Source organism: Pseudomonas fluorescens (assembly GCF_902498065.1).
Classification (GTDB): domain Bacteria; phylum Pseudomonadota; class Gammaproteobacteria; order Pseudomonadales; family Pseudomonadaceae; genus Aquipseudomonas; species Aquipseudomonas fluorescens_BJ.
Genome location: NZ_CABVIR010000012.1, coordinates 82,982 through 99,925, shown reverse-complemented (window position 1 = coordinate 99,925; position 16,944 = coordinate 82,982). Strand labels below are relative to the sequence as shown.

The 16,944-nt window shown below is 59.3% G+C and carries 17 protein-coding genes; 13 read left to right on the top strand and 4 right to left on the bottom strand.

What is annotated here, in order from left to right; translation table 11 throughout:
• Window positions 1-100: 100 nt before the first annotated feature.
• A complete protein-coding gene (locus F8N43_RS28570) occupies window positions 101-2,140 on the top strand; it encodes a M3 family metallopeptidase (protein WP_150654688.1) in 2,040 nt (679 codons plus the stop codon).
• A gap of 8 nt (window positions 2,141-2,148) precedes the next feature.
• Here F8N43_RS28570 and F8N43_RS28565 read toward each other — a convergent pair whose 3' ends face one another.
• Both F8N43_RS28565 and F8N43_RS28560 read right to left on the bottom strand, forming a co-directional pair.
• Entirely contained in the window at window positions 2,149-2,790 is a 642-nt protein-coding gene (locus tag F8N43_RS28565) for a tyrosine-protein phosphatase (RefSeq protein WP_150630714.1), read from the bottom strand.
• A gap of 200 nt (window positions 2,791-2,990) precedes the next feature.
• Window positions 2,991-3,296, bottom strand: a complete 306-nt coding sequence (locus tag F8N43_RS28560; RefSeq protein WP_150630713.1) for a hypothetical protein — start codon at window positions 3,294-3,296, stop codon at window positions 2,991-2,993.
• Between the two features lie 231 nt (window positions 3,297-3,527).
• Here F8N43_RS28560 and F8N43_RS28555 point away from each other — a divergent pair, with 231 nt between their 5' ends.
• The 3 genes from F8N43_RS28555 (at window position 3,528) to F8N43_RS28545 (ending at window position 7,179) form a co-directional block, all read left to right on the top strand.
• Window positions 3,528-4,586, top strand: a complete 1,059-nt coding sequence (locus F8N43_RS28555) for a PA0069 family radical SAM protein (protein ID WP_150654687.1) — start codon at window positions 3,528-3,530, stop codon at window positions 4,584-4,586.
• Between the two features lie 244 nt (window positions 4,587-4,830).
• Complete coding sequence (locus F8N43_RS28550; RefSeq protein WP_150630711.1) at window positions 4,831-5,562, top strand: carbonic anhydrase; 732 nt, start codon at window positions 4,831-4,833, stop codon at window positions 5,560-5,562.
• Window positions 5,563-5,652: 90 nt separating this feature from the next.
• The gene (locus tag F8N43_RS28545; RefSeq protein WP_150630710.1) at window positions 5,653-7,179 is read left to right on the top strand and encodes a SulP family inorganic anion transporter; all 1,527 of its coding nucleotides are present in this window, start codon (window positions 5,653-5,655) and stop codon (window positions 7,177-7,179) included.
• 125 nt (window positions 7,180-7,304) lie between these two features.
• Here F8N43_RS28545 and F8N43_RS28540 read toward each other — a convergent pair whose 3' ends face one another.
• Window positions 7,305-7,955 (bottom strand): hypothetical protein, encoded by a 651-nt coding sequence (locus tag F8N43_RS28540; protein ID WP_150630709.1) that lies wholly within the window; start codon window positions 7,953-7,955, stop codon window positions 7,305-7,307.
• 371 nt (window positions 7,956-8,326) lie between these two features.
• Here F8N43_RS28540 and coxB point away from each other — a divergent pair, with 371 nt between their 5' ends.
• From coxB to F8N43_RS28520, 4 genes are all read left to right on the top strand, one after another.
• Entirely contained in the window at window positions 8,327-9,454 is a 1,128-nt protein-coding gene (gene coxB, locus F8N43_RS28535) for a cytochrome c oxidase subunit II (RefSeq protein WP_150654686.1), read from the top strand.
• Window positions 9,455-9,536: 82 nt separating this feature from the next.
• Complete coding sequence (gene ctaD / locus F8N43_RS28530; RefSeq protein WP_064675263.1) at window positions 9,537-11,126, top strand: cytochrome c oxidase subunit I; 1,590 nt, start codon at window positions 9,537-9,539, stop codon at window positions 11,124-11,126.
• A 129-nt stretch (window positions 11,127-11,255) separates the two neighbouring features.
• Window positions 11,256-11,807, top strand: a complete 552-nt coding sequence (locus F8N43_RS28525) for a cytochrome c oxidase assembly protein (RefSeq protein ID WP_150630706.1) — start codon at window positions 11,256-11,258, stop codon at window positions 11,805-11,807.
• A 25-nt stretch (window positions 11,808-11,832) separates the two neighbouring features.
• Window positions 11,833-12,720, top strand: a complete 888-nt coding sequence (locus F8N43_RS28520) for a cytochrome c oxidase subunit 3 (protein WP_150654685.1) — start codon at window positions 11,833-11,835, stop codon at window positions 12,718-12,720.
• A gap of 3 nt (window positions 12,721-12,723) precedes the next feature.
• On the opposite strand, the gene F8N43_RS28515 is transcribed toward F8N43_RS28520, so the two are convergent.
• Complete coding sequence (locus tag F8N43_RS28515; RefSeq protein WP_008152470.1) at window positions 12,724-12,927, bottom strand: twin transmembrane helix small protein; 204 nt, start codon at window positions 12,925-12,927, stop codon at window positions 12,724-12,726.
• Between the two features lie 70 nt (window positions 12,928-12,997).
• Between F8N43_RS28515 and F8N43_RS28510 the strand changes: the two genes are divergently transcribed.
• The 5 genes from F8N43_RS28510 to F8N43_RS28490 are packed head-to-tail and all read left to right on the top strand — an operon-like array spanning window position 12,998 to window position 16,906.
• Window positions 12,998-13,738 carry an SURF1 family protein gene (locus F8N43_RS28510; protein ID WP_150654684.1) on the top strand — a complete coding sequence of 247 codons (741 nt, stop codon included), beginning with the start codon at window positions 12,998-13,000 and terminating at the stop codon, window positions 13,736-13,738.
• Entirely contained in the window at window positions 13,704-14,297 is a 594-nt protein-coding gene (locus tag F8N43_RS28505; protein WP_150654683.1) for a hypothetical protein, read from the top strand. The genes F8N43_RS28510 and F8N43_RS28505 overlap by 35 nt, the downstream gene beginning before the upstream one ends.
• Before the next feature lie 10 nt (window positions 14,298-14,307).
• Window positions 14,308-15,387, top strand: a complete 1,080-nt coding sequence (locus F8N43_RS28500) for a COX15/CtaA family protein (protein ID WP_150639384.1) — start codon at window positions 14,308-14,310, stop codon at window positions 15,385-15,387.
• The gene (gene cyoE, locus F8N43_RS28495; protein ID WP_150630701.1) at window positions 15,375-16,274 is read left to right on the top strand and encodes a heme o synthase; all 900 of its coding nucleotides are present in this window, start codon (window positions 15,375-15,377) and stop codon (window positions 16,272-16,274) included. Before F8N43_RS28500 ends, cyoE begins: the two co-directional genes overlap by 13 nt.
• Window positions 16,271-16,906 carry an SCO family protein gene (locus F8N43_RS28490; RefSeq protein ID WP_150630700.1) on the top strand — a complete coding sequence of 212 codons (636 nt, stop codon included), beginning with the start codon at window positions 16,271-16,273 and terminating at the stop codon, window positions 16,904-16,906. Before cyoE ends, F8N43_RS28490 begins: the two co-directional genes overlap by 4 nt.
• Window positions 16,907-16,944: the final 38 nt, after the last annotated feature.

The window sequence follows — 16,944 nt, the reverse complement described above, 5'->3', positions numbered from 1 at the left end:
CACTTCTGAACGAGTGGAAGGTGGTAACTATCTACCACCTCTCCCTCGCGCTTCCTTTGTAGGCTGATCGAAACCAGCCAAGTTGTTCAAGGAAGACGCCATGCCCGACACCAATCCGCTTTTACAGTCCCATTACCTGCCGCCCTGGTCGCAGGTCCGCGCCGAGCATCTGCTACCGGCCATCCAAACCATCATTGCTGACAATCGTCAGGCCCTGACCGACATCATCGAGTCCCAAGCCATGCTCCCGACCTGGGATGATCTGGTGCTGGCCGTCGATGAAACGAATGCACGGGTAGATGAAGCCATGGCCATCATCGAAATCCTCAGCACGGTCAAACAGGACAATGCCTGGGAGCAGGCGAGTACCCGGTGCAGCAACGCCGTGGCGCTTTACAAGTCCGACCTGCGGAGCAATAAGGCACTGTACCGGGCCTACCAACGGCTGGCTCAAGGCTCGGTCGCGATAAATTTCGACGAGCCTCGCAAAGCGGTACTGAACAAGATTTTGCGCAGGTTTCGCCTGTCAGGCGTCGACTTGCCTGCCGAGCAACAGCCGCAAATGGCACGCATCAACCTGGACATCAGCGCGCTGCAAAGCCTGTTTTTGACTCAACTTCAGAGCGCCACCGCAACCTGGACCAAGCGAATCGACGACATCGAGCGACTGAGTGGTTTATCCGGGGCGACAAAGGATCGCCTGGCGCTCAACGCGCAGCAGGCCGGACATGACGGCTGGCTCATGCGCCTGGACCAGAACACCTACCAGCAAGTCATGACCCGCGCCGAAGATCGGGCCCTGCGCGAAGAATACTTCGTGGCCTACACCACACGCGCTTCCGATCAAGGCCCTCACGCCGGACAATTCGATAATGGTCCGGTACTGGAGTTGCTGCTGGCCCGGCGTCACCAGAAAGCTCGCTTGCTTGGTTATGAAAACTTCGCGCAACTCAGCCTGGAAACGGAAATGGCCGAGTCAACCGCACAAGTCGACGGCTTTCTGCGACGGCAAGCAGTGCTGGCAACGCCAGACCTCGAAAAGGATGCAGAGGTGCTCAAGGCTTTTGCTTTGGAGCACGGCATCGAGCAGGTCCAACCCTGGGACCAGGAGTTTCTCGCCGAACAATGGCGCCAGCACCAGCACAACGGCGTCTTGAAAAACCTGAAGGCCTATTTTCCTCTGGACGGAACGTTACTTCGGCTTTGCCTCTTCTGCGAACGCATGTTCGGGATTCAGATCATCGAGCAGAAAGCGTTCGACCGCTGGCACAACAGTGTGCGCCTGTTTGAAATCAGAGAGCATGGGCAGGTAATCGGGCATATCTACCTCGATCCTTTTCACCGGGAGGAGGCTGCGGACTATGCCTGGACCGCGACGCCGAGAACCCGGCGAGAGAATGCCGAAGGTCAGTTGACGCTGCCGACGGCCATTCTCTTTGGCAACTTCACGCCAGGGATCGCCGATCAACCCTGCCTCCTCGTGCACCAGGACCTGCGCGTTCTTTTCCATGAGCTCGGCCATTGTTTGCAGCATGTTCTGACGCGCTCACCCCACTACACCCTTTCCGGCATTTCCCAGCGGGGACGCGACAGCGGAGAGTTCGCGGGGCAGCTGTTCGAACTGTGGTGCCTGTCGCGGGAGTTTCTACTGTGGCTCGCCGCTCACTATCAGACGGGCGAGCGTCTGACCGAAGAACGTGTCGATGCGGCGCTGGCGGCCATTCAATCGCAGAACAGTTGGCAGACTGCACAACTGTTATTGAGCGCTCTGTTCGACTTCGAGCTTCATCGCTGCCAAGGCGATGGCCGTAGCATCCAGCAGGTATTTGAAGACGTGCAGCACGTCGTTCCGCACTTGCAACTGCCATCCTATTGCCGCCTGGCCAATAGCTTTGACTATATGGTGACCGGTTACGGGGCCTCGGTTTACGCCTACAAATGGTCAGGGGTGTTGGCCAGCGAAGCCTTCAAACGGTTTCAGCGGGACTGGATCTTCAACCCCCAAACGGGACGGGCCTTTCGCGAAGCTTTTTTCTCACCGGGCGATTCGCGTTCTTTGCTGACGGCCCTTGAAGACTTCCTCGGACGGCCGATCGAGGAAGTTTTTTTCCCGAAGGCACAGACATCCGCAATGCACTGATGCGATGTTTATTGGACGTGGGCCGATTTGAACCAGCTCTTCATCGAGCAGGCCGCGAATGGACTCGTGCTGCAATCCCCGTTAGCCAGCGCAGTGCGCAGCTTCTCGACATCAGCCTGCATCATGTAGCGAATACCGTCCTTGAAGTGGGTACTGTCGCCAAAGCCACCTTGAGTCATCTCGCTCAGGGCGTCTTCCTTGCTCCAGCCCTGCACGACCACCCGGTACATGGCGGCCATCAGGCCAGTCCGGTCCGAACCGTGTTTGCAGTGCATCAGCACCGGACCTTTGGCTTCGGCAGCCTGAACGGTGCGAAGGGCCTTGAGTACATCCGCGTCATCCACGTGATTGGTGCGATAAGGCAACTGCACCTGATCGATACCGGGCGTGGCCAACCAGCTTGAGTCCGACTCGGGCAGGAAGTTGATCACGGTGGCGACCTTGAGTTTTTTCAGCAACGGGACGGCTCCGCGGTCGGGCAATGCACTGCGGTAGAGGGTTGGAGACATCTGGAAGAGGTTGTACTGCACTTCAACCGATTGAGCCCACTCCGCTGGACGGGGTGCGCCCGCGTCGTCAGCGTGGGCGAACGTCAGGTTGAGGAATGCGACCAGCGACAGGCACATCGCAGGGATAAGGCGTGGGGACATGCTCGGCGACCGTATGCTGAAGAGGCGGGATGACGCGGCCAGATTGCGCCCTGATCAGTCAAAGACCCGTGAGCCGTCTGTCAAAGAATTGTGAATCAGCCCGTTGGCAAACGATTTATCAACCATGCATGACAGTTCTTCATGCCCCCTTACAACTAGACCTGCATAAAATTTCACACAGGCTTAATTGATAAATTGATTTAAGGATTGACGATACTGGAATACGTTTTTGCCAAGGCCAACAGTTTATCCTTATCATAACTGTTGATATCGCCGTCACCGTCCACATCGCTATTGACTACGTTGATATTGAAAGACCGGCCACCATCATTTGAGGACGCCATCACGTAGACAGAGTCCACCAAAGCCTCCGTAGACAGCTCATTCACGGGATCCCACCCCAACTCCTTGCGAGCAAGTTGCATCGACACCCGGGCCTCCCGTGGATTGGCAATACTCGGCGCCAGCAATTGTAAAAAGATACCGCGTTGATTAAAGAACGACATTTATTAATTCCCTTTAATGAGTAAGTACACACAACTACGTGCAAAGCGAATACTACTTATCAAGTTAGCGCAGGGGCTATTCGATATATGTTTCCCGGCGTTGCGCCAAGTTGTACTTATCGGTCAATTGCACAGCAAATGGTTGTCCTGTTTTGCCAGAGCGCCGAACGGCACTGGTCGGTGGGCTCAACCTTCGATACTGTATGCACATACAGCTACGAGTATCGTCCGATGAGCATTCCCCTGCCACCCCGCGGCCGCGGCACCGCCACCAACCCGCACAACCGCTTCGCGCCAAACCGCTCGGTGGTGGAGGACGATGGGTGGTATCAGGAGGCGCCGACGACCCAGGGCACCGAGGTGCGCATCGAGACCGCTAAAACCATCATCACCCGCAACAACTCGCCGGACTTGCCCTTCGATCGCTCGATCAATCCCTACCGCGGTTGCGAGCACGGCTGCATTTATTGCTACGCACGGCCCAGCCACGCCTATTGGGACATGTCGCCGGGGCTGGATTTCGAAACCAAGCTGATTGCCAAGACCAACGCCGCCGATGTGCTGGAAGAACAGCTGTCCAAACGCGGCTATCAATGTGCGCCGATCAACCTGGGCTCCAACACCGATCCTTACCAGCCGATCGAACGCGAACACCGGATCACCCGCCAAACCCTGGAAGTGCTGCTGCGATACCGTCACCCGGTGACCATCATCACCAAGGGCTCGCTGATTCTTCGCGACCTGGACCTGCTGGCCGAGCTCGCCGAGCAAAGGCTGGTGGCGGTGATGATCAGCCTGACCAGCCTGGACGATGAACTCAAACGCATCCTCGAACCTCGCGCCGCTGCGCCCAAGGCTCGATTGCGCGCGATCCGGGTGATGCGTGAAGCCGGGATTCCGGTAGGCGTTCTGTGTTCGCCAATGATTCCGATGATCAACGACAGCGAACTCGAAAGCCTGCTGACCGAAGCGCACGCGGCGGGTGCTCAGAGTGCTGCGTACATGATGCTGCGCCTGCCACTGGAAGTGGCGCCGTTGTTCGAAGAATGGCTGGCGGCCCATTATCCTCAGCGGGCGGCCCATGTGTTGAGCCTGATCCGCCAAAGCCGCGGTGGCGAGCTCTACGACAGCCGGTTTGGCAGCCGGATGCGCGGCGAAGGTCCATTTGCCGACCTGCTGGCGCAACGCTTTGCCAAAACCATCAAGCGCCTGGGACTCAATCGGCGGGAAGGTTTCAATCTGGATTGCGAAGCCTTTTGTCCGCCGGGTCGCCAGATGTCGCTGATTTGAGGACAATTGGCCTATGGTTGAGGGGTGGGAAACGTGCGACGCACTTAGGCTGGTCACGTTTTTTGTGATCTGGAACACACGTTCTAGAGCGGTTCATTCAGTTTGAGTTAAGTTTCGACCGCTACCTTGTTCATCGAGTGACTGACGGGTCGATATTTCCGGCCCGGATGTTTTTTAAACAGCCACTGGCTTCACACCGGACAAAACGGGAAAATTCCCTGACTCCGCCAATGAGGATGAATTCATGAGTGACAAGGATAAACAGCCGTTGGCTGCATCGGCTTCAGCCCAGCCCGAGGCGGAAACCGCCGATGCAGCGTTGAAGCATATCGTTGACGGCTTTTTGCATTTTCATCATGAGATCTTTCCGCAGCAGGAAGAGCTCTTCAAGAAACTCGCCACCGCTCAACAGCCAAGGGCGATGTTCATTACCTGCGCCGATTCGCGCATCGTGCCTGAACTGATCACCCACAGTTCGCCTGGCGATCTGTTCGTGACCCGCAATGTGGGCAACGTCGTACCGCCTTACGGTCAAATGAACGGTGGCGTTTCCACCGCCATCGAGTACGCGGTGCTGGCGCTGGGCGTGCAACACATCATCATCTGCGGCCACTCCGATTGTGGCGCGATGCGTGCGGTGCTCAATCCCGACAGCCTGGAAAAGATGCCCACGGTCAAAGCCTGGCTGCGGCATGCGGAAGTCGCGAAAACCATGGTGCATGACAACTGCAACTGCACCGACGAAAACGAAACGATGCACATCCTCACCGAAGAGAATGTCATCGCCCAATTGCAGCACTTGCGTACTCATCCCTCGGTAGCCTCGCGCATGGCGAACGGTCATCTGTTCATCCATGGCTGGGTCTATGACATCGAAACCAGCGCAATCAAAGCTTATGACGCCGATCAGAGTCGTTTCCTGCCGCTCGATGGCAGCCATCCGACTCCGGTGGCGACGCCCAAAGCGCGCTTCTAAATTTTCCTAAAAATCTGTGTGGTTTGACCCCGGCCGCTGTTTCAGCGGCCCGGCCTCGCCATGCCTGAAGAAAACTTCGGGAGAATCAACATGCGTGCAGCGCAACTCAAAGCTGTTCTGCCACGGGAGCTGCTCGCTTCCGTGGTGGTGTTTCTGGTGGCCCTACCCCTGTGCATGGGCATCGCCATCGCCTCGGGCCTGCCACCCGCCAAAGGCCTGATCACCGGGATCATCGGTGGGCTGGTGGTGGGCTGGATCGCGGGTTCGCCGCTGCAAGTCAGTGGTCCGGCGGCAGGTCTGGCCGTTCTGGTGTTCGAACTGGTGCGCCAGCATGGCATCGCCATGCTCGGGCCTATCCTGCTGCTGGCAGGGTTCCTGCAACTGGTCGCCGGACGATTGAAGCTCGGCTGCTGGTTCCGGGTGACGGCGCCTGCGGTGGTCTACGGCATGCTGGCCGGGATTGGCGTGTTGATCGTGTTGTCACAGGTGCATGTGATGCTCGACTCAGTGCCGAAACCGTCCGGCTTGGATAACCTGGCCGCCTTCCCCGCGGCCGTGGCGCAAGCCTTGCCTTCTTTTGGATGGCAGGCCGGTTTGCTCGGGCTCGCGACGATAGCGGTGATGTGGCTGTGGGAAAAACTCCGGCCCTATTCCCTGCGCTTCATTCCGGGTGCGCTACTGGGGGTAGGTCTGGCGACTGTCGCCAGCCTGATGCTCGCCTTGCCGGTCAAACGGGTCGAAGTCCCGGCCAATCTGGCGGAAGCCATCGACTGGCTGAAACCGGCAGACTTGCTTAACCTCGCCGACCCGACCTTGCTGATTGCCGCCTTCGCCGTGGCCTTCATCGCCAGCGCCGAAACCCTGCTCTCGGCCGCAGCAGTAGACCGCATGCACAGCGGCCAACGCTCGGACTTCGACCGGGAATTGTCGGCTCAGGGTGTTGGCAACATGCTCTGCGGCTTGCTCGGTGCGTTGCCGATGACGGGCGTGATCGTGCGCAGTTCGGCCAACGTCCAGGCCGGCGCCACCACACGAATGTCGACGATATTCCATGGCCTGTGGCTGCTGGCGTTCGTGTTGCTGCTGTCGAGCGTACTGCAAAGCATTCCCGTGGCGAGCCTGGCGGGTGTGCTGGTTTACACCGGTTTCAAATTGGTGGACCTGAAAGCCTTCCGCAGCCTGGGTCGATACGGCCGGATGCCGATGTTCACTTACGCGGCGACAGCGCTGGCGATCATCTTCACCGACCTGTTGACGGGTGTGCTGATCGGCTTCGGCCTGACCCTGGCCAAACTGGCGTGGAAAGCCTCGCGGTTGAAGATCAGCCTGATCGATCTGCCCAAGGACGGAGAAATGGAATTGCGACTGATCGGAGCGGCGACCTTTCTCAAGGTGCCGGCGCTGACTCAGGTGCTGGGGACCATCCCCGCCGGCGCGACCGTGCATGTGCCGCTCAATAACCTGAGCTACATCGATCATTCGTGCCTGGAATTGCTTGAGGAATGGGGGCGGGCCAATGCGGCCAAGGGTTCGACGCTGTTGATTGAAGCGCGGGGGTTGAAGCGCAGGCTGGAAGGACGGTTGCGGACGACCACCGGAGTAGGTTCCACGGCATAAAACACCAACAATATGGGAGCGAGCCTGTTCGCGATGGCGGCGTGTCATTCAACATTAATGTCGACTGATACAACGCTATCGCGAGCAGGCTCCCTCCCTCTGGGGATGGTGTCGATTCCAAAGAATCAGGCGGCGGGCTGATCCAGCTCCAGACCCACGCCTAACCGTCGGGACATGCATGGCCAGCGCTTCCACGCGGCGCCGGTATCCGGGCTGCTGAGTTTTTCACGGTAGCTTTCCACCGACTCCAGCGCAAAGCTTTCGTCGTCGAGCATGCTGTCCACGGCGTGATGCACCGCCTCATCGAGTTGGTTGGCAAATTCCTCACCGATCAGCTGGTGAGCAATCAGGTTGGCGACAGTCATGTCCAAGGGGATCAGTGGCTGGCCAAAGTGCTTGATGTACAGGTCGTTGACCTCTTCGACAAACCGATGCGCCAGATAGGCCTCGTCCAGCAGACTGTCGAGCCCGATGTGCCCGGCCATGAGCGCTGGCGGCTGGAGGAAGTACTGCTCGGCGATTTCCAGCACCGGTTTGATCTGTGACTCGATACCCGCTTCCCTGGCAACTTCATTGGCTGCATCCAGCAGATCAGGCACTTCATTGATGTAAGCGGCGACAAAACGCGTCAGCACGCCCTTGGCATCCGCCTCCGGAAGTTGGATCGATGGGTGAAGATGAGGCAGTTTGCTTTCCAGTTGACGCGTTAGCAGGCCAGTCTCGGCCTCGTGTTGTTGGGCTTTTTGGATCTGCTCGCGCAATGCGGCGGTGTTCATGAAAACTCCAGGAAACAAAGGCAATGAAATAGGGAAGACATAACTTAGCTGGCATCCAAAAATGGCTAAGACGCATTTGTCATAAATATTTCATCCTTGAGACGTCAAAGTTATATCGATGTGCCACCACTCGCCTGCATCCTTCTCCATTCGTGACCTGGAACGCAAGCCCTAGCTGTTTCAGATGATTTACGCCCCCACATTGCGAGGTAGCAGTCGCTGTCTATACTCGGGGTGGAATGGAGTTAGCTGATGACGTCCGACTGCACACGCAGCAAGACCCGGCGATTCAAGTTCGTAGTCTGAAAAAGCCGCTCCCTTGCCGCAGGTGAAAGCCGGCGGGATAACAAGAACGATAAGGGGAACCCGCAATGATGCGACATCCACACGTCTGGATGGGCCTCCTGTTGTGGTCGATTTTCAGTCAGGCGCAAGCCGCCTGGACTGTAAATATGGCGCCGGGAGCGACTGAAATCAGTCACGCAGTATTTGACCTGCACATGACCATTTTCTGGATCTGTGTAGTGATCGGCATCATCGTCTTCGGCGCCATGTTCTGGTCGATGATCCTCCACCGCCGCTCGACCGGGCAGGTGGCCGCGAAATTTCATGAAAGCACCACCGTCGAAATCCTCTGGACCATCGTGCCCTTCATCATTTTGGTGGCCATGGCGGTACCGGCGACGGCGACCCTGATCAAGATGTACGACGCCAGTGAGCCGGATATCGATATCCAGGTCACCGGTTATCAGTGGAAGTGGCACTACAAATACCTGGGCCAAGACGTCGAGTTCTTCAGCAACCTGGCCACCCCCGCCGATCAGATTCACAACAAGGAAACCAAGGGCGAACACTACTTGCTCGAGGTCGACAAGCCGCTGGTGCTGCCGATTGGCGCCAAGGTGCGCTTCCTTGTGACCTCCGCCGACGTCATCCACTCCTGGTGGGTGCCGGCCTTCGCGGTCAAGCGCGATGCGATCCCGGGGTTCGTCAACGAAGCCTGGACCCGTATCGACAAGCCCGGCATTTACCGTGGCCAGTGCGCCGAGCTGTGCGGCAAGGACCACGGCTTCATGCCGATCGTGGTCGAGGTCAAGGAAAAGGCCGATTACGAAAAATGGCTGGGCGAGCGCAAGGCCGAGGCCCTGCAGCTCAAAGAACTAACCAGCAAGGAATGGACCCTCGACGAGCTCAAAGAGCGCGGCGACAAGGTCTATCACACCACCTGCGTGGCCTGTCACCAGGCTGAAGGTCAGGGCCTGCCACCGATGTTCCCGGCACTCAAAGGCTCGAAAATCGCCACCGGCCCGATCAAGGATCACCTGAGCATTGTCTTCCACGGCAAGCCCGGCACCTCGATGGCGGCGTTCGGCAAGCAGCTTTCGGAAGTCGATATCGCAGCGGTCGTGACCTATGAACGTAACGCCTGGGGCAACAACAAGGGCGACATGGTCACCCCTAAAGAAGTGCTGGAGCTGAAACAGGCGGAAAGCCAATGACCCGGTCTATTGCGCACCCAAGGAACCGGTCGGGGCTGTGCGCCCCGGCCCGCCCAGCCCATCTGTTTGCAGGAGACAGGCCATGAGCGCTGTAATTGATGACCACGGTCATGCCACCGACCATGCCCACGGCCCCGCCAAAGGCCTGATGCGCTGGGTGCTGACCACTAACCACAAAGACATCGGCACGCTGTACCTGTGGTTTGCGTTCTCCATGTTCTTGCTCGGCGGTTCGTTTGCGATGGTGATTCGCGCCGAGCTGTTCCAGCCGGGGTTGCAGATCGTCCAGCCGGAATTCTTCAACCAGATGACCACCATGCATGGTCTGGTGATGGTTTTCGGTGCGGTGATGCCAGCCTTCGTCGGCCTCGCCAACTGGATGATCCCGCTGATGATCGGCGCGCCGGACATGGCCCTGCCGCGGATGAACAACTTCAGCTTCTGGCTGCTGCCGGCGGCGTTCATCCTGCTGGTGTCGACCCTGTTCACTCCCGGCGGCGGGCCGAACTTCGGCTGGACGTTCTACGCCCCGCTGTCGACGACCTACGCGCCGGAAAGCGTGACGTTCTTCATCTTTGCCATCCACTTGATGGGGATCAGCTCGATCATGGGCGCGATCAACGTGATCGCCACCATCCTCAACCTGCGCGCCCCCGGCATGACGTTGATGAAAATGCCGCTGTTCGTCTGGACCTGGCTGATCACCGCATTCCTGCTGATTGCGGTGATGCCGGTGCTGGCCGGGTGCGTGACGATGATGCTGATGGACATTCACTTCGGCACCAGTTTCTTCAGTGCCGCCGGTGGCGGTGACCCGGTGTTGTTCCAGCATGTGTTCTGGTTCTTCGGTCACCCCGAGGTGTACATCATGATCCTGCCGGCCTTCGGCGCCGTCAGCTCGATCATCCCGGCCTTTTCGCGCAAGCCGCTGTTTGGCTACACCTCGATGGTCTATGCCACGGCCAGTATTGCCTTCCTGTCATTCATCGTCTGGGCGCACCACATGTTCGTGGTCGGCATTCCGCTGGTGGGCGAGTTGTTCTTCATGTACGCCACGCTGCTGATCGCGGTGCCGACCGGGGTGAAGGTGTTCAACTGGGCCAGCACCATGTGGCAAGGTTCGCTGACCTTCGAGACACCGATGCTGTTCGCCGTGGCGTTCGTGATCCTGTTTTCCATCGGCGGGTTCTCCGGATTGATGCTGGCCATCGCACCGGCGGACTTCCAGTACCAGGACACCTACTTCGTAGTCGCACACTTCCACTACGTGCTGGTGCCGGGGGCGATCTTCGGGATCTTCGCCTCGGCCTACTACTGGCTGCCGAAATGGACAGGCCACATGTATGACGAAACCCTCGGCAAGCTGCACTTCTGGCTGTCGTTCATCGGCATGAACATGGCCTTCTTCCCGATGCACTTCGTGGGGCTGGCGGGGATGCCGCGGCGGATTCCGGACTACAACCTGCAATTCGCCGACTTCAACATGGTGTCGTCGATCGGCGCGTTCATGTTCGGCGCCACGCAGATATTCTTCCTGTTTATCGTGATCAAGACCATTCGCGGCGGCGAGCCGGCACCGGCCAAACCGTGGGATGGCGCGGAAGGCCTGGAGTGGAGCATTCCGTCACCGGCGCCGTATCACACGTTCACTACGCCGCCGGAAGTGAAATGAACGCCTTCGGCCTTGCAGGAACGCCTGTGGAAGCTGGCTTGCCAGCGAAGGCTGCCTGCCTGACACACCGCGTCGGCCGCATCGCTGGCAAGCCAGCGCCCACAGGGTTCCCGGTAGGGAGTTGGAATCATGGCTGATTCTATTTCGATGAAAAAACTGGTCACCCGTCTGCTGATGGTGGTGGTGGCGATGTTTATTTTCGGGTTTGCCCTGGTGCCGATCTACGACGTGATGTGCAAGGCGTTCGGCATCAACGGCAAGACCGCCGGGCAATACGAAGGCGAGCAAACCGTCGATACCTCGCGGCAGGTACGGGTGCAGTTTCTGTCGACCAATTCCGCCGACATGTCCTGGGATTTCTACCCCAAGAGCGACGAACTGACAGCCAATCCGGGCGCGGTCAACGAGATGATTTTCATCGCGCACAACCCGACCGATAAGCCGATGAGCGCTCAGGCTGTACCCAGCATCGCGCCGAGCAACGCCGCGGCCTATTTCCACAAGACCGAATGCTTCTGCTTTACCCAGCAAGTGCTGCAGCCCGGTCAACGGATCGAGATGCCGGTACGTTTCATCGTTGACCGTGACATGCCCAAGGATGTGAAGCATCTGACGCTGTCTTACACGCTGTTCGATATCACCGCCCGACATCCACCGGTAGCTGTAAACACTGGCGGCTGAGCGTGCCCGATAAGGAGAACAATAAATGGCAACTCATGAACACTATTACGTACCGGCCCAGAGCAAATGGCCGATCATCGCCACGGTTGGCATGTTCGTCACCGTGTTCGGTCTGGCAACCTGGTTCAACGATCTGAAGGCCGCGCGGCCGGAATCCCACGGCCCGCTGATCTTTTTCGTCGGCGGCCTGCTGCTGGCCTACATGCTGTTTGGCTGGTTCGGCACGGTGATCAAGGAAAGTCGCCAGGGGTTGTACAGTGCGCAGATGGATCGTTCGTTCCGCTGGGGCATGAGCTGGTTCATTTTCTCGGAGGTGATGTTCTTCATCGCCTTCTTCGGCGCATTGTTTTATGTGCGCCATGTCTCCGGTCCGGCCCTCGGCGGGGAAGGCACCAAAGGGATCGCGCATATGCTCTGGCCGAACTTTGAGTTCGTCTGGCCACTGCTGAACAACCCCGACTCGAAATTGTTCCCGCCACCCAAGGAAGTCATCAGCCCCTGGGGCCTGCCGCTGCTCAACACCGTGTTGCTGGTGAGCTCCAGCGTCACCGTGACCATCGCCCACCACGCCTTGAAAAAGGGCCATCGCGGCGCGCTGAAAATCTGGCTGGCGATCACCGTGTTACTGGGCTGCGCGTTCCTCGGCTTTCAGGCTGAAGAGTACATGCATGCCTACCACGAACTGGGCCTGACCCTGGGTTCTGGCATCTACGGCGCGACCTTCTTCATGCTCACCGGTTTCCACGGCGCCCACGTGACCATGGGCACCATCATCCTGTTCGTGATGCTGATGCGGGTCATGCGCGGGCACTTCGATAACGAGCACCAGTTCGGGTTTGAAGCGGCGAGTTGGTATTGGCACTTCGTGGACGTGGTGTGGATCGGCTTGTTCGTTTTCGTCTACGTGCTCTAAGGCTTACCAGGGCACATGCGACACCAGCTGGCCGCTGAAAAAACCCCAGGCAATCAAGCCGACGGTAATGGCGGCCAGGGCAACACGAACACTCAAGGCAATGACGAGGCGGTTCGAGCTGCTGTCGTCCTTGACCAGAAAAAACAGGCCGCTGAACAGGCTGACAACCGTGGCAATCAGCATCAGGACGATGGCTGCTTTGAGCATGGTGAGACTCCGGGGGTAAGGCGATGCACTTGAGTATAGCTATCGCGATGACCGACTTTCTGGCGAAGCCATGAAGCGCTTTCGCCCGGGCGTCGTGCCGACGCTGGTGGTCGCATTCCTGCTGCCGCTGCTGGTGTCTCTCGGCTTCTGGCAACTGAACCGGGGGGCGGAGAAAAGCGCGCTGCTGCACACCTACGCCGAGCGCCGTGCCGCCGAACCGATGGCCAGCACCGAGCTGCAACACACCGAAGACCCAGCGTTCCGCCGCGTCCGACTGCACGGCCGATTCGATGCCGCGCACAGCCTGCTGCTGGATAACCGTCAGCGTGACGGCAAGGTCGGCGTCGAGCTGCTGCAACCGTTTCAGGATCAGGCCACCGGGCTGTGGCTGCTGGTCAATCGCGGCTGGCTGCCGTGGCCGGACCGGCGTACACCGCCGCAGTTCACCACGCCGACGCAAACGCTGAGTCTTGATGCCTGGGTCTACGTTTCGCCCGGCGCGACCTTTCAATTGCATGCTGATCCGAACACCACCACCTGGCCTGAATTAGTCACCGCCGTCGATTCATCGAAGCTCTGGAAGGCGCTGGACCGTGAAGGTTTTGCCTACGAATTGCGCGCAGAAACCGGACCCGCGACTTACCAGGCCGATTGGCCGGTGGTGGCCATGGGGCCGGAAAAACATATCGCTTATGCCGTGCAGTGGTTCGCCATGTCGATCGCCCTGCTTGGCCTTTTTATCTACCTCGGCTGGCACAACGCAAAGGAGAAACACCATGGGAGCGGCCATGAATCCACCCAGCATGTCTGAGGCGAAAACGCCGGCGAACCGGCGCAAGGGTCGCTTGCAGTTGTTGCTGATCCTGCTCGGGGTGATCGGTCCGATGATCCTCGCCACGGGCATGTACAAGTTGCAGTTCTGGGTGCCGGAGGGTCGCAGCTATCACGGCGAACTGATCGGCAACGGCCAGACCCGCGCCGACCTCGGCGTGCAGGCGCAAGAGCAACGCTGGCAGATACTGGTCACCGCGCCGAAAGATTGCTCGGTGGACTGCCAGCAACTGGTGTATCTGGCGCGGCAAATCCAGATCGGCCTCGGTCGCGATGCCTCTCGCGCCAGTCATGCATTGGCCGCCGCACAACCGCTGAGCAGCGACTACGAAGCCAAGCTGAACCGCGAATACCCGCAACTGCAGCGCTTTCCCATGGACCTGACCACCTTCAGTAAGACCACCGGCGACAAAACCGTGCCGCAACTGTGGATCATCGACCCGCACGGCAATCTGGTGCTGCGCTACGACCCGACGGTGAAGGGCAAGGATCTGCTCAACGACCTGCGCCATTTGCTGAAACTGTCGAACATCGGATAAGGGCATCGTCATGGCCAAACCTGGATTTCGCCTCGCGCTGTTTGCCACCCTGCTGGCACTGATTGTGGTGCTGCTCGGCGCCTACACCCGCCTGACCCACGCCGGCCTCGGCTGTCCGGACTGGCCGGGCTGCTATGGCTTTATCAGCGTGCCGAAAAGCGAAGCCCAACTGGCCCATGCCGAACTGCATTTTCCTGATGCACCGGTGGAAGCCCACAAGGGCTGGAACGAGATGGTCCACCGCTACTTCGCCGGTGCGCTGGGGATGATGATTGCAGTATTGGCCGGCCGCGCCTGGGTTCATCGGCGTCATCCAGGGCAACCGGTGAAGTTGCCATTGTTTTTACTGGCCGTGGTGATTGCCCAAGCGGCTTTCGGCATGTGGACGGTGACGCTCAAGCTCTGGCCGCAAGTGGTGACGGGGCATTTGCTCGGGGGTTTTGCCACGCTGAGCCTGTTGTTTCTGCTGACCTTGCGCCTGTCCGGCGTGCTGCCGGCGCTGACCGTACCGCGTCGTTTGCAGTATTGGGCCACGGCCGGGTTGCTGCTGGTGATCGGGCAGATCGCCCTCGGTGGCTGGGTCAGTTCCAACTACGCCGCCGTGGCCTGCATCGACTTTCCGACGTGCCACGGCCAATGGCTGCCACCGGCGGACTTCGCCAACGGTTTTCACCTGACCCAACACATCGGCCCCAATTACCTCGGCGGACAACTGGACAGCGATGCCCGCACCGCGATTCACGTCACTCACCGCATCGGCGCGCTGCTGGTGACGCTGGTACTGCTCGGGCTGGCGTGGCAACTGAAAGTCGTCGGCATGACCCGCCTCGCCGGGCTGGTGCTGATCGCCCTCGCCGCCCAAATCACCCTCGGCATCAGCAACGTGCTGTTCCACCTGCCGCTGCCGGTGGCCGTCGCCCACAACGCCGGCGGCGCCGCGCTGTTGCTGACGATGGTGCTGGTCAATTACCACGCGCGAACCCGTCTGGTTCGGGTCAAACAGCAATCCCCTGCGCGCTGGCGCTTCAGCCCGCGTAAACATTCAGCCGGGCCCATAACAATAAAAGGAGAGATGCCATGGCGACTCTGATCGGCGCACGTCCCAGTCAGGCGATCTGGCGTGACTACCTGGAGCTGACCAAGCCGAAAGTGGTGGTGCTGATGCTCATCACCTCGCTGGTCGGCATGTTCCTCGCGACCCGCGCCGGGGTGCCGTGGACGGTGCTGGTGTTCGGCAATCTGGGAATCGCCTTGTGCGCTGGCGGTGCGGCGGCGGTGAATCATGTGGTGGACCGGCGCATCGACGCAGTGATGGCGCGCACCCATAAACGTCCCTTGGCCGAAGGCCGGGTTTCACCGACGGCGGCACTGACGTTCGCCTTGGTGCTGGCGGTGCTGGGTCAGGCGTTGCTGCTGGCGTTCACCAACCCGCTGACCGCTTGGCTGACTCTCGCCTCCTTGCTCGGTTACGCGGTGGTCTACACCGGTTTCCTCAAACGCGCGACGCCGCAGAACATCGTCATCGGTGGCCTCGCCGGTGCCGCCCCGCCCCTGCTCGGCTGGACGGCGGCCACCGGCCACATCAGCGCCGAACCACTATTGCTGGTGCTGATCATCTTCGCCTGGACCCCGCCGCACTTCTGGGCACTGGCGATTCACCGCAAAGAAGAATACGCCAAGGCCGACATTCCGATGCTGCCGGTGACCCACGGCGAGCACTACACCAAGATTCACATCCTGCTTTATACCTTCGCACTGCTGGCCGTGAGCCTGATGCCGTACGTGATCCACATGAGCGGCATGCTTTACCTGATTTGTGCGCTGGGACTGGGCGCAAGGTTTCTGCAATGGGCCGTGGTGCTGTACCGTGGCACTCGGCCGCACGCAGCGATCAACACGTTCAAGTACTCTATTTACTACTTGTTCCTGCTGTTTATCGCGCTGCTCGTAGACCACTACCTACTGTTGAACCTATGACTCGAACCCAGAAAACCGTCTTCATCCTTGTCGCCCTGATCGCGCTGGTCCTGGGCCTGACCATCAACAAAGTGCTGTCCGGCAAAGGCCAGGGCGACCCGACCGCGTTGATTGACGCCGGGATCATCCTGTTGCCGCAAAGCCGTAATCTGCCGGACGTGACGATGACCGATCAGGACGGCAAACCGGTAGCCGTCAACGCGCTGAAAGACAAATGGAGCCTGCTGTTCTTCGGCTACACCTTCTGCCCGGACATCTGCCCGACCACCCTCGCCCAACTGCGGCAGATCAAGAGCGAATTGCCGCCTGAGGCTGTGGAAAAACTGCAGATCATTCTGGTCAGCGTCGATCCCAATCGCGACACGCCCAAGCAGCTCAAGCAATACCTGGGCTATTTCGATCCGCAATTCCTGGGCCTGACAGCGTCGTCGGTGGAAGACATTCAGAAACTGGCCAACGCGGTGAGCATTCCGTTTATTCCGGCGGACACCAGCAAGCCGAATTACACGGTTGACCACAGTGGCAACCTGGCGGTGATCGGGCCGGACGGCACACAGCGCGGGTTTATTCGCGCACCGTTGAACAACGCAAAGTTGGTGGCGCAATTGCCGGTGATGCTTAAACGCAAATAAGCGACGCGAATCCCTGTGGGAGCCCGGCTTGCCGGCGA

Bases quoted from the DNA above. Each gene is read 5' to 3' on its own strand.
- F8N43_RS28570 (WP_150654688.1), top strand. From the start codon at position 101: ATGCCCGACACCAATCCGCTTTTACAGTCCCATTACCTGCCGCCCTGG.
- F8N43_RS28565 (WP_150630714.1), bottom strand. From the start codon at position 2,790: ATGTCCCCACGCCTTATCCCTGCGATGTGCCTGTCGCTGGTCGCATTC.
- F8N43_RS28560 (WP_150630713.1), bottom strand. From the start codon at position 3,296: ATGTCGTTCTTTAATCAACGCGGTATCTTTTTACAATTGCTGGCGCCG.
- F8N43_RS28555 (WP_150654687.1), top strand. From the start codon at position 3,528: ATGAGCATTCCCCTGCCACCCCGCGGCCGCGGCACCGCCACCAACCCG.
- F8N43_RS28550 (WP_150630711.1), top strand. From the start codon at position 4,831: ATGAGTGACAAGGATAAACAGCCGTTGGCTGCATCGGCTTCAGCCCAG.
- F8N43_RS28545 (WP_150630710.1), top strand. From the start codon at position 5,653: ATGCGTGCAGCGCAACTCAAAGCTGTTCTGCCACGGGAGCTGCTCGCT.
- F8N43_RS28540 (WP_150630709.1), bottom strand. From the start codon at position 7,955: ATGAACACCGCCGCATTGCGCGAGCAGATCCAAAAAGCCCAACAACAC.
- coxB (WP_150654686.1), top strand. From the start codon at position 8,327: ATGATGCGACATCCACACGTCTGGATGGGCCTCCTGTTGTGGTCGATT.
- ctaD (WP_064675263.1), top strand. From the start codon at position 9,537: ATGAGCGCTGTAATTGATGACCACGGTCATGCCACCGACCATGCCCAC.
- F8N43_RS28525 (WP_150630706.1), top strand. From the start codon at position 11,256: ATGGCTGATTCTATTTCGATGAAAAAACTGGTCACCCGTCTGCTGATG.
- F8N43_RS28520 (WP_150654685.1), top strand. From the start codon at position 11,833: ATGGCAACTCATGAACACTATTACGTACCGGCCCAGAGCAAATGGCCG.
- F8N43_RS28515 (WP_008152470.1), bottom strand. From the start codon at position 12,927: ATGCTCAAAGCAGCCATCGTCCTGATGCTGATTGCCACGGTTGTCAGC.
- F8N43_RS28510 (WP_150654684.1), top strand. From the start codon at position 12,998: ATGAAGCGCTTTCGCCCGGGCGTCGTGCCGACGCTGGTGGTCGCATTC.
- F8N43_RS28505 (WP_150654683.1), top strand. From the start codon at position 13,704: ATGGGAGCGGCCATGAATCCACCCAGCATGTCTGAGGCGAAAACGCCG.
- F8N43_RS28500 (WP_150639384.1), top strand. From the start codon at position 14,308: ATGGCCAAACCTGGATTTCGCCTCGCGCTGTTTGCCACCCTGCTGGCA.
- cyoE (WP_150630701.1), top strand. From the start codon at position 15,375: ATGGCGACTCTGATCGGCGCACGTCCCAGTCAGGCGATCTGGCGTGAC.
- F8N43_RS28490 (WP_150630700.1), top strand. From the start codon at position 16,271: ATGACTCGAACCCAGAAAACCGTCTTCATCCTTGTCGCCCTGATCGCG.